Consider the following 12,696-nt stretch of genomic DNA (forward strand, 5'->3'; position numbering starts at 1 on the left):
AAAAAGTTTCTTCCCTTTGAAATAAATAAATCATAGACTTTTTTCTATTATACTAAAATAAAGTATTTTTATTCACATTATATTGAGTGTAATGCCAGCAGGCAGGAAACAAAGTTGAACGATCGCTGTGCAGTATAACCAAAATATAAATAGTTAGTCTCCATTTTTTTCTGTCATTTCGAATCCGAGAGTACGGATAAGAAATGGCTTAGATATTTTAATTAGTATGTTCTACATTTTTGAAATGTTTAAAGAATTCCAGTCTGCCAGCGGACGAATCTAACTTTATTCAAAATAACAGAATTCTTGTGTTTTTTTATTTTGGTGATATAAATTGTAGAATCTTTCGACTTCATTCCGCTTTACTCCATTTTATTTAAGCTAGTGTAATTTTTCCACAAAGTTAAACCCAACACATACCATATCCTGGGTAGAATACCAACCTTCCTACAGACAGAGCTTCGGCTATTGCTCAAGATGTTATAGTTTTTAATCCGGTTATACTGAGCAAAAGAAAAGAAAACAAAGCTTGAAGGATTTTGTGAAATAAAAAAGAACTCTGAATATTTTACACTCTTCTTCTTAAACCTACTTAATCGTTTGTCTAACTTACTTATTACCAAAACAGTTTGGTCAATCAAAAAATAGAGAAACAGGCGTTAAAAGGGAATATAATGGGCTTTGACGGCTTTTTTATCTTCAACAGTTTCGTATGAAACTAACTTTTTATTTTTTAAAATAGTTAACAGTTTATGTGGATAACTTTATAGAAATAAAAAAGTTTCTAAAGCCTTTAAAACAACTAAACTAAGCGTTTTTTGTGCGAAGACTAAAAATTAGTCTTAGAAAAAATAAAAGTTATTAACATGTTATCAACAATACAAAATTATCGCTAAACAATGCTTTAATCTGATAAAATACTCATTATTTTGGATATACAAATTTTCTACTCCTTATTTTTTATATTTTTCCGCCATTATTAGTATTTTTTTGTCTACTATCTTCATCGCCGTCCTTTTTACTGTCCCCAACATTTTTTCTATTTATCATTTTTAGTACTTTTTTTGTGATCCTCAGCCTGATTTAGGATCTAAAAAATTATATTACTATTTATTATTTTTTACTAAGGTTAAGGATAGTAGATAAAGTATTAAGACTAAAAACTCCTGAATTCCTGGTCAAACTAAGAATAATAAAGGCGATAAAGATTTTAAGCCTTACGAACTTTCTAATTTTCCTTTGCTTATCATTCCCGATCGGGGTCGGGAATGACAAAAGGGATTTAAGGTTTAGACTCTGGATTCTCGATTAGCGCAGTAATAACAAAAAAATACGGTTAATAATAACAAAAAAGATATATATAATTTTTATACATTATTTTTAAAAAATAAATCATTTTTAGGATGGAATCCCAGCGTATTTTTTTAAGAATTATTATTATATTAAGACAATCCTCGGTGTATATTATTGTAAGTAAAAAACCCGCAAGTATTTGCGGGTTTACTTAGTGTATGTTTTTATAACTCTCTTTTATTATCTCTTTTGCCATCTTAGAATCTGGCTGAACCTGCATTCTCTCGACACTGGACAACCAAAGCCGCTTGTTCAAACTGTAAATAACAATTTCTACACAAAATCCCTCTATAATTACACCAGAATAAAGTGAAGAAGATCCGGAAATTGACACAGCACCTTCTATTCTACATCGTACTGGTTTTGAAAAAAACTCTTTGTTAGTTCCACAAATAACGCAAACACCAGTCTTAGGATCTATTAATGCAATTTTATAACTAGAATTAGTTGTTTTCAAACAAATAAGTGTGTATATTTTTAAATCCTTTATCTTTATTTTTTTGTAGTCCTTAAGGATATCTACCAAAGTTTTAAAGTCTATACCAAGCTTTCCCTCTTCATTTTTTACTGTCTTTTCTTTTTTTCTGCTTCCCATTTTAGCCTCCCTGTTCATTGTACGACATTTTTATTTGTCTTATTCTAGTTTTTTTTGAAAAATATTCCTAACTACTTTCTATTACTTTTGCTTTATGTTTTAGCCCAAAGATAAACTAGAATTTATAAACATTCTTGCCTACTTTCAAAAAATAAAAACTTTTTATAAGTGATAGGTATTAATTGAAATTCTTAGCTAAAATAAGAATAAAAACTGTGGATAAGGTATGGATAAACTGTGGATAAGTTTTATTTTTGTTTTTACCAAATCTATAGAAATAAGTATTTTTTTATAAAAAACCAGAAAACTAAACACTTAATTTAATCAATTATAAACTTATTTTTTAGCTTTATTTAGATTAAATACCTATTTTAAAAGTGTGGATAAGGTGTGGATAAGTTTTATTTTTGTCTTGTATAACAAAAATAAACCAGCGAACTGCTACAGATGTCTTTTTTTATTTTATTAAACTTTTTTAAAGTTTATTTCTACTTTAGATCTAAATTAAAAAACTGTTTATAACTTGTGTATAAACTGTGTATATCTATAAAAATACTGTGTATAACATTTTTAAACAGATAATTTTAAGGAGCTTTTTTGTCCACAACCAAATTTTAATTATTTTGGACATTTGTCCTCTCGGCAGGAATCGAACCTACATCTAGGCATTAGGAGTGCCTCGTTCTATCCATTGAACTACGAGAGGATAGATAAAATTCTAAATATTTATTGTTCTAGTGATACTATCTAAAGATCCCTACCTACCGGCAGGCATTCTTTTTTTTCTTGCTCACACCATTATTTTATACTATAATTCTCTTATAAATTCAAGTCTTAAATATAAATATTACACTAACTATGGAAGTTTTACTAACTGTTGGTTTCGTTGTCTTACTAATTATTTGTGTAGGTTTAGCAATAATTCTACATAAACAAACAAAAAAAAGTGGTGGAAACAACGAACAAGTCTTCTCAATGCTTCAAAATCAAATACAGGAACTAAATAGAACTTTAGACACAAAAATAGGTGAGTCGAACAAATCTATAAGCGATTCACAAAAACACCTTCACAACACAATTCAACTACAATTTGGGCAAAGTTCAAAGATAATTGGCGAGGTTTCCGAGAGGCTCACAAAACTGGACGAGACAAATAAGCAAGTGGTTGGGTTTGCACAACAACTCCAAAGCTTGGAAAATATTCTAAAAAACCCAAAACAAAGGGGGATACTGGGCGAATATTTCTTGGAAACAACCTTAAAAAATGTTTTACCTCCAAATTCATATAAAATGCAGTATAAATTTAAAGATGGAAATATTGTTGATGCTGCGATTTTTTTGCCAAACAACAAGATTGTACCGGTAGACTCCAAATTTAGCCTAGAAAACTATAATAGACTAGTTGTGGAGAAAGATCCAACGCGTAAACTTCAATGGGAGAAGCAACTTAAACAAGATTTGAAAAATAGAATCGATGAAACTGCAAAATATATTAAACCGTCTGAAGACACTATGGATTTTGCTTTGATGTTTATTCCGTCCGAAGGAATTTATTACGATTTACTAATTAGTACAGTTGGAGCTGTGGATACTCACGATTTGATTGAATATGCTTTCAATAAAAAACATGTGATAATAGTGTCGCCAACAAACTTTTATGCTTATTTGCAAACCATAATGCAAGGAATGCGCGCACTGAAAATAGAAGAAAGTGCAAAAGAAATAAGAAAAAATGTAGAAAAGTTGAGAAAACATCTCGTAACTTACGAGGATCAAATGCGAAAATTGGGAGGGCATATGCAAACTTCTGTAAATTTTTACAATAGAAGTTACAAAGAATTTGGGAAAATAGATAAAGATGTAATGAAAATAACTGGCGCCGAAAAAATGTTAGACGATGTACCACAGTTAGATGGAGTACAGGTTGATGATTAGTAAAACAAACACGAGATATTTCAATTTTTTTTATTTTGTTCAATATGACGTAAGTTATTGTTGTCATCCTCAGCTCGACTAAAAATCCAGGGTCTACAAAAATGACAGAAGAGAAAGGTGTTTTTAACTCCAAATTCCTGATTAGCTCGAGAATAATAATATAGAATTAATATAAAAAAAACGATAGTTTAAATGACTATCGTTTTTTTATTTTGTGTAATTGTTTATTTTGTAAACAAAAGTGAATTTAATATGCCTTTGAGTATTGGCTCCATATCTTTTCCGCCTTCATCAAATCCAAATCTAAACATATATTCCTGACTATTAAAATCTTTTACAACATTACTTCCAATTTGGATTTTTCCATCTGTATTTTGCTCATTTACAAGAATTTTTTCTATTGAATTTACAACAATCTTTCCAGTAGAATTCATTGACAAATCATAAGTTTTATCATAGAAAAATGGTCCATATCCGTCTGGATTTATATCTATATTAAAATAGGTATTTTCCGTTCCAGAAATATCAATAAGTGTAATTTGATACCAATTTTTTGCACTTGAATTTCCAGAATATATTACTTTTACAGCATCTTTTACTATTGCAAAACCCTCTGGATAAGAAAAAGAAAATCCATAACTATCATTTGTGTAAACTTTCCAATTACTTGTATTAATAGCCAAATACTTCGTCTCTAGCACATCTTTTTTTATTACATTTAGTGTTTTTGATGTTTCAGCTACTTCTGGAATAACACCAACATCTTCTTTATTTTTATTCAATTCTTTTATTTGCGTTTGTAGTTCTTGAATTTGTGTTTGAAAAGCTTTTTCTGTATTTTTTGTACTAAGTTGTTGCAAAAAATACATTCCAATTCCTACAATTAAAGCTGTAAGTAAAATAGACAAAACTAAAATCCAAATATTTTTTGGATTGTTGTACGATTGATTTATTTCTGTTTGTATTTCTTCATTCATATTTTTGTATTAATTATAAAATAGTATAACAAATTCTATTATTTTATAAAAATACTTCGCAAAAATACGAAGTGTTTTTATATCCTCAAATCGACCAGCATGATCTTGCGAAAACTGCTTTACAAGGAGAGAGAGAGAGTTCAATTAAGAACAATTTGTAACGCTATTTGCGCGCGATCTCTCCAACAAAAAATGCTGAATTACTGGCCGATTTGAAAATATAAATGATAGAGTTTTTACTGAACAGAGCAAAATATTTTTTGTTCACGTCATATTGAGCGTAGTGAAACGGAGTCGAAATATCTCGTGTTTGTTTCACTATTTTTTGTTTTTGTGATACTTTCGCGAGATCCTTCGACTTCGCTCAGGATGGCGTGTGTATTTTTTATATTTGATTTTAAATAATAATATATACTTTGTTGAGAACTCAACCTTTTGGTTAAAAACTCAATGAAGTCCTCCAATTTTACTGTGTGTAAAATTGGAGGAATGTTTCTGTGCTATTTATTCCTTGTTGTGCAACAAGCTGGTTAAACGAACCAGTTGGGATATGAACTACCTCCTTTTTCTCACGAATCCCGTTGTGAGGAAGGGTTGATCTTTTTTTGCGCTCAATGATTATTGAACATCGCCTGAAGATCATTCAGACTTCGATTGCCTTTGGAAGTTTGTTGCGCTGGCTTATTAACTTTTGCAACTTTCTTTTTTCCATTACTTTTACTCTTCACGACAGTTGTCGAGTCAAGATAAGTAATAGCCAACTGCAACCACAAATCCAAGTCTCTGGCGCGACCCAAAGAAAAGAATTCGTCTCCCTGACAACACCAATCTAAATTGGATACTTTGTCAGCGATTGCGTCTTGCCGGCGAGCGCGTCCATAAGGAGCGTTCAGTTCGCCGTTAAAGATTTGTGTAGCTTTTTCTTTGCTACCCAAAATCTCAACAACTTTGTCGGCAAACGCACGAATCTGACGCGCCTGATCAAGATTATCGCCATTCTCCCGAAGGATTACAGCAATTACCTCTTGTTCAAGCTCCAGATCCGCTTCCAACTTTTCAAACAGCACCTCAACTTCAGTGATAATCACTTTAGTTTCAGCAATCCATTTGGAAAGCTCTTCGACCGAAGATGATAGATAGCAATACCTTCTATCTCCAGCCTGTTTTTTGGAGTCACACTCTTTCAAATCATACCAACCTTTACGGCCAATAAGTTTTCCGAGTGTTTCTTGAAGCTTTTTAGCTTCAAATTTCCCACGATTCTGAATCTTCAACTCTGCGAGCTGAAGAACAGAATTTTGGAAAACCTCCTTCGCCTCGTTGAGATCCTTAACTCTCTTATTCTCGAAGATTCCATAACTGGAACTCCAAATAAGAGTACTATAAATAAAGAGATCTTCTCCTGTCACAACACACTGTCCGTAAACAGAGGTCACAAAAGGAATTGAAGAGTCTTCATCCAATAGTTCAGGAAACTTAACTTCTGGCTTTTTGTTGCCACCCAAAAACTCATGCCACTGATCAACATTAAGATATTCGCACATCTTTTTCTTGAGCGTAGGCACATCAGTTTCCTTGAAAGTTGCATAATAGCCGAAACTAGCAACAACTTCCAACAGACGACCGCCAGGAAGGCGAACACCCTCGTCCGACAATTGGATCCAGCTATTCGCCTTCACCATCTCATCGGTAAGTTTCACTTGAGGAATATCAAAACTATTATTATAGTCACGATACTTCACCACAAGATCACTTCCGAAAAGGTTGATTGTGTCTGGATTTTCACCCAAAACCAATTCAACAAGCTCCTCGTCGAGAGCCGGAAGCAAAATTGCTCCCGGATTTTTGATCTCGCGCGCGCACTTTGCTCCGTCGAGTTGAGCGAGGTAAAATTCTTCAAGGTCTTGAACCTCAAAGACTTCCTCACCAGCCCGAACATTGAGCTCGCGTGCACGATTCACTTGTTTCTGATTCTGCTCGAGAGCAGGAGAAACATGTGAATTGTTCGCGAGAAATCCTGCGAAGATCTCAGCCGAGTCTGGATGATCACAGTGATCAACCGTTTGCTCACCAACTTCTGTGCCATTGAAGAAGATTTTTGTGGTTGAAACCACAGTATCTTTTTCTTGGCAGAAAGTAGGCAAGAGGCCTGTCTTCTTTTCTGCGAGGTGGGGCGCCACTTCGCAAAGCCAATTTGGATCGACTTCCGTTGCCATTCCGACAAGACGAAGCGTGTAAGAACCACGCCTACCTTTGCCAGAAATATCAAACGGAATACCAACGATCCAGTCGGCTCCAGAACTCACCACACTCTTATTATCGAGCTGGCGAGCCCACCCGTCGCCGTTCTTGTAGCCACTGTACTCTTTTTGGTACAAGTGGTCTACCATCCCGGCGACGCATGCGCGAAGGATCGCTTTCTTTTCCAACTCTTTTGTCGCGAACGACTTAGAGTTAGAATGAAGCGACCTTCTCGTGGAGCTTAGGAGTTTCCGGCGAATCTCATCCGCTCGGAAAAAGTCTTTAGTAAAAATACCTGCGTCACGCAAGCAATTCACTTTGGACCTGCCGTGTCCTCCCTTCATTGCTTTGCCGACGTTGAAAACGTCTAGCACAGCCAGAAGGTCGGATTGGTTCTCCTGCGTCAACGACTTCCATTTCCCATCACGGGCACGGATGTCACCAACTTCGAGACAAGCTGCAATAGTCGCAACCTGCTCGACAACTCCGAGCCGCTCGGCTTCGATAAGCATACGGGCGAACCCTACACTTACCGAAAACTTTGCCATCCGCCGACCAGTCTTTGTGACTTCGCCGTCGGACGACATCGCACCAAGCGCCACGAGTGCGCGCTTTGCCTCGGCCAGCACAGTTTCATCTGGCTGGTGGAAGAATTTCAATGCCGTAGCATCAAAACCTTGCACCGCCAAACGAAGAACCGTCTGGTCGAGACGCGAGCGGAGAATCTCCGCTTTCGGGAAGGCGAGTCTATCCTCAATACTCGTCGCCGAGCAAAGAATATAAACTCCAGCCTTCGTCCGCCCAGCACGCCCCGCGCGCTGGGTACAGTCGGCTTGGCTGGTATCTTTGAGGTACAAACCCTCAATTCCATCCACCAGCTCAATCCGACGCTCGAGTCCTGAGTCGACAACGGCGTCGATGTCGGGAATGGTCACGGATGTCTGTGCGACATTCGTGGAAACCACCACCTTCACCTTGCCAGTCGGCGCGGGTTCGAAGCAAAGTTGTTGCTCCGAATACTCGAGTCCTCCGTGGAGCGGGCGCACTATTGCGCTCGCTCCCAACTTGGCTTGGAGTGCCGATACTGTCTCGGCGATCTCCTTTTTGCCAGGTTGGAATACGAGAACGTTGCGTCCCGCTCCAGCCAACTTTTCTACCTCGTCAAGAAGCGCGTACGCCGGAGCGTTGCGTTTCTCGACCGGGAAAAGTCGGCCCGGTACGGAGATGACCGGCACCCCACCAAAGTAGGATGCCAATCTCTCGGCGTCTAGCGTCGCGGACATCAGGACGACCCGAAGGTCATCCCCGTCCTCAATCCTCTTACGAGTCCACGCCACCAACACTTCCATGTTGGTATTCCATTCGTGGACCTCGTCGAGGACGAGAACTGTCCGCTCTCCAACGCCTGAGCCGGAAAGCTCACGAACGAGCTGCAACCCGTCCGTGCAGAAAAGTATCTCGGTTGCAGCCGAGTCCGCACGATCAACTCCCGTGCGGTAACCAACGCGTCCGCCGAGGCGGACGCCTATCTCTTTGGCAACACGCGCCGCTACGGTGCGTGTTGCCAATCTTCGAGGCTGGGTGCATACCACCCGGTACCCCGCTTCCGCTAGGAAACGAACTACCTGGGTGGATTTCCCAGCCCCGGTCTTTGCCGTGATCACAACCACATTGTGGTCGCGCACGGCAGAGACAATCTCACCCTCAAAGGGCAAGATTGGGAGTTTCTCCTCTTTTCTCATCTCTTCTCCTCAAGCAGTGGTAATGCGTCTTGCGACAACATTTTTCCGAGCACAATGCCCGGAAATTCCCACCCTGCCTGGCCAGATTCAACTGACTTTCTGCACGCTATTACTTTTTTTAAAGCCTAGTAATACAGACAAACGAGCCGGGTTGCTCGAACTTTTTTATTTGACGAACTCTCATCAGCCTCGATAAATTATCAAGGCGGAAATTAAGTTTTTAAATTTATTTTTTTCTTCTGTCGTCCTCAGCTTGACTGAGGGAATCCAAGGTTTTTATATTAATATAATTATTACAGTTTATGTATTTTTATATAAAATAATTCTATTTTGAATACTCTGGATTCCCGATCAAGCCGGGAATGACAAAATAAAATATACGTCATATTGAGCGGAACGGAGTGGAGTCGAAATATCTCGTGTTTGTTTCACTATTTTATGTTTTTGTGATACTTTCGCGAGATCCTTCGACTTCGCTCAGGATGGCGTGTGTATTTTCTATATTTGATTTTAAATAATAATATATACTCTATTGAACCTTCAACCTTTTGGTTAAAAACTCAATGTTGTAGGGGAGTGGTCGATTGTTCAATCGAACCACTCCCCAAAGATTCAATGCGAATCTTTATTGCCCATTTATTCGGCTGGGCGGGCTATATCTATGTTCATGCGTTGCATAGAATCGCGAGCTGGATTTTTAGACTTATTCCAGTCACAAGGTTGGGGTTGGTTTACCCTTTTTTCACTACCCCTTGAGTGAAAAAAGGTTTGTCGCGGGAATGCAACTATTCGGCGGCGAGGGCGAGCTCGGCGAGACGCAAGATTCCCTCACGGGATTGCGCCCCACCGATGAACAAACCAATATGAACAAAGATGGCATCTACCACCCCTGTCATCTTGGCGAGTTCCTCCCCTCGCTTTCCGGCCCAGGCCTCGGGTAGCGGCTTGCGCTTTCCAAAGCTCCCCAAAGTGGGGGGTACACACTGGATTCGCCAATCTCCGGTCGGAGCCGGAAAAAGAACGAAGAGTGCGTCCGACTCGGTCACGACCACCTCCTGCCATGGGCAGAAGCGGTCGAGGACTACGAGTCGGGAGTCCTCGGCACCAGAGATGGCCTCACGGACCACCTTCCGGGCGAGGACCTCGCCCTGGGCTTTCACGATCTCTCGACGGAGGAGAACCTCCGCCATTTCGACCGCCTGCTTGAAGCAAGCGTCGAAGTTTAAACCCTCCTCCTGCCAGGAAGGGTTTAAACTTGAGATCATGTTGGAGATGGTGTTTGGCAGGACACCACCTCCATTCACCTCATAAAAAGTGTGCCCGCAATCTCCAGCATCAACTGGCATTACGAGATTCCTCTCTACGAGGTCGGCGACCCCCTTGTCGCCTTGGCTAATTTGGAGTCCAAAAGACTTCCAAATTAACCCGAACGATGCGTAAGGAATTCCGTTTTCACGGAATCCCGCACCTCCCCTTTGATGGTGATCGAAATCACCATTGTCTGGGAAGTCCTTTCCCCCGACATCAACCCGGATATCACACTCCATCAAGACCTCCGGGTTACGGGTCCTGATTATTTTTATTTCTCCGAGAGCCAGCCGAAGGCTGGCTATGGAGAATACGTCATCGGCGTGAAACACGCCGTTGTGGGTTCCCACCATTACGGTGGAGGTGGAGGTGGCTGCGACGAAATTATTGTCGTTGCTCATCTTAATCTTCCTCCTCAGGAAGTTTCCCACCTTACCATTGGCGGGTGTCATTTTTTCATTCCAAGGCGTTGCTCGAAACGTTTTGTATATACCGAGCGGGCACATACAAAATGACGGGTTAAATTTTTAGAGATTTTGTGTACACTTTTATATTTCCTTTTTATTCTGCTATTGTCTTTTGCGACTCACAGGCTTAAAAAGGTAAAAGTGTTTGAAAGTATGTCAATTGATACCAAACTGTTTCATCTAGGAAACAATCCTTTCAAGGTATTAACCGTCCCACATTGGTAAAATGTAGGAATCTCTATACTCTGTTGAGAACTCAACTTTTTAGGGTTAAACTCTCAAAAAAGTCCCCCAATTCTACTTTGTGCAAAGTGAATTGGGGGATGTGCTATTAGACTGATTCGGCAGTCTTCACCTACACATTTATTTTACCCTTCAATGTGATTAGGGTTGAAAACGCTTTACCAGCGTTTTCCAAATGCCCCGCCGTTGCGGGTCCGCTTGGCGCGGGCCTTGGCGTATGCCTTGTCGGCCTTGGCCTTTTTGGCCTTTACCTTCATCATCTCGAACTTTTTTTTGGCCGCCGCGCGCTTTGCGCGGGCTGCGACCACATCCTCCTCGGTGAAGATCGTCCACCTTTGGACGATCTTCTCATCTACTTTTCCAACGAGCAGCCCTCCCAACTGCTCGAACGAAACATCAACCCCCTCAAAACTGAGGGAGGAGAAGGAAAAGGAAAAAGAAGAAGAAGAAGAAGCGACGATGTTTTTGCTGGCCATTTTGGCCTCCATTTTTCAACCTCAGTGCCACCCGAGGCTCCCAACTAAGTTGGGACCGTTTTTGTTTTGGAAATTTATTCTAATATTTTTACCTATTACACTCTAATATTGTCATCACTGACTCATAGGCTTGTAATAGAAACATTAGTAGATCTATTTCAAATACAATCCAATCAACTATTTTTATAATAGTGATCGATCTAAGATTGTATTCGTTCTAGCTTGGCAAGCCGGAATTTCCGTTTCTTAAAGGAACTTTAGAATTTTTTCTCTTTTTTAAGAAAAAACTCTTGTAATACTTCTATATATAGAAATATCGCAAGATTTTTTTCATTTATTGCAAAAAATCTGATATTAAACTCTGTTGAACTCTTGAACTATTCAAGGGCTCAATTGAGTGGAGAAGGATAAATTAAAATCGTTCTCCGCGAAACTTCAATTTAATAAAGTTTCTTTCTTCTTATTTAAAAGAATGAAATAAGCTCTGTTGGAAAAATCATACTTATTTATTATGAATTAATAGGTTAATTAATGATATTATTGTGATATTTTCACGAGATCCATTCGACTTCACTTCGTTTCGCTCAGGATGACGTGAGTTTTCCTGTCATCTTCAGCTTGACTGGGGATCCAAGGTTTGAATCACCGTTTCTGGATTCCCGATCGAGCCGAGAATGACAGAATAGACTTTTTAATCTCTTTTTTAATGTTCTGTTGATATTAGTATCAACTGTCCCACCCTCAACCGAAGTTAAGAGGGGATGCACTTGATACTATCTTGTTCTTGTGGTTCAAGATAGGAATGTCACGAACGAGTCAAAACCGTCTTGCGACAATGTTGTCTACATTTTCTACATCCATTCTATCTGTAGAACCGCTATACAATTTATTTTAGCCCATAATTTATAAAATTTAGCTCCAAACTATTTTTTCTTAAATATCTTAGCTAAAGCTAAAGCTTATTAATAAAAAATTGTTTTCGCTTAAATTTTATTAAATTCTAACTAAAAGCAATTGTATAACGGATCTACCTCTAGAACATATACAAGAAATATACTAAAATTGTCTATTCCTTGAGTACAAGAATGTGTACTCGGATCGCCCAAAAATCTCTCTCCTTTTACTTGGGCAATACGCGTAATCACAATTTAAATGTTCTTTTGTCGAATATTTCGACAGATTTAGGTGCTAACTGTTTGCCTTGGCGCCATTAATATATTGCTCCCAAGTATGTAACACCCAAGTCTGTAAAAATAAAACACTCTCTTGGTGGAGAGAGTGTTTTATTGCCTTTATACGGCTTTTATCAGTATGATTCTACTTTTGGCTCTCTCCTTCCAAATGTAGATAAGTTTTAAA

Annotated in this window: 6 protein-coding genes and 1 tRNA gene; 1 reads left to right on the forward strand and 6 read right to left on the reverse strand. The window is 38.8% G+C overall.

Annotated features, from left to right (window positions below):
* Positions 1-1,504: 1,504 nt before the first annotated feature.
* Both L3J07_04030 and L3J07_04035 read right to left on the reverse strand, forming a co-directional pair.
* Complete coding sequence (locus L3J07_04030; protein ID MCF6276984.1) at positions 1,505-1,948, reverse strand: hypothetical protein; 444 nt, start codon at positions 1,946-1,948, stop codon at positions 1,505-1,507.
* Positions 1,949-2,582: 634 nt separating this feature from the next.
* A tRNA-Arg gene (locus L3J07_04035) sits at positions 2,583-2,654 on the reverse strand.
* A 152-nt stretch (positions 2,655-2,806) separates the two neighbouring features.
* Between L3J07_04035 and L3J07_04040 the strand changes: the two genes are divergently transcribed.
* Positions 2,807-3,883 carry a DNA recombination protein RmuC gene (locus L3J07_04040; GenBank protein MCF6276985.1) on the forward strand — a complete coding sequence of 359 codons (1,077 nt, stop codon included), beginning with the start codon at positions 2,807-2,809 and terminating at the stop codon, positions 3,881-3,883.
* 224 nt (positions 3,884-4,107) lie between these two features.
* Here the strand turns inward: L3J07_04040 and L3J07_04045 are convergent, their stop codons facing one another.
* The 4 genes from L3J07_04045 to L3J07_04060 all read right to left on the reverse strand — a co-directional run bounded on the left by L3J07_04045 (position 4,108) and on the right by L3J07_04060 (position 11,349).
* Entirely contained in the window at positions 4,108-4,860 is a 753-nt protein-coding gene (locus tag L3J07_04045) for a hypothetical protein (GenBank protein MCF6276986.1), read from the reverse strand.
* Between the two features lie 611 nt (positions 4,861-5,471).
* Positions 5,472-8,843, reverse strand: a complete 3,372-nt coding sequence (locus tag L3J07_04050) for a hypothetical protein (protein MCF6276987.1) — start codon at positions 8,841-8,843, stop codon at positions 5,472-5,474.
* A gap of 785 nt (positions 8,844-9,628) precedes the next feature.
* A complete protein-coding gene (locus L3J07_04055) occupies positions 9,629-10,603 on the reverse strand; it encodes an MYG1 family protein (GenBank protein MCF6276988.1) in 975 nt (324 codons plus the stop codon).
* A 416-nt stretch (positions 10,604-11,019) separates the two neighbouring features.
* A complete protein-coding gene (locus L3J07_04060) occupies positions 11,020-11,349 on the reverse strand; it encodes a hypothetical protein (protein MCF6276989.1) in 330 nt (109 codons plus the stop codon).
* Positions 11,350-12,696: the final 1,347 nt, after the last annotated feature.

Source organism: Candidatus Magasanikbacteria bacterium, from assembly GCA_021648085.1.
Classification (GTDB): Bacteria; Patescibacteriota; Patescibacteriia; order Magasanikbacterales; family UBA922; genus JAKITS01.

Coding starts and splice junctions, on each gene's coding strand:
- L3J07_04030 (MCF6276984.1), bottom strand. CDS start 1,948: ATGGGAAGCAGAAAAAAAGAAAAGACAGTAAAAAATGAAGAGGGAAAG.
- L3J07_04040 (MCF6276985.1), top strand. CDS start 2,807: ATGGAAGTTTTACTAACTGTTGGTTTCGTTGTCTTACTAATTATTTGT.
- L3J07_04045 (MCF6276986.1), bottom strand. CDS start 4,860: ATGAATGAAGAAATACAAACAGAAATAAATCAATCGTACAACAATCCA.
- L3J07_04050 (MCF6276987.1), bottom strand. CDS start 8,843: ATGAGAAAAGAGGAGAAACTCCCAATCTTGCCCTTTGAGGGTGAGATT.
- L3J07_04055 (MCF6276988.1), bottom strand. CDS start 10,603: ATGACACCCGCCAATGGTAAGGTGGGAAACTTCCTGAGGAGGAAGATT.
- L3J07_04060 (MCF6276989.1), bottom strand. CDS start 11,349: ATGGAGGCCAAAATGGCCAGCAAAAACATCGTCGCTTCTTCTTCTTCT.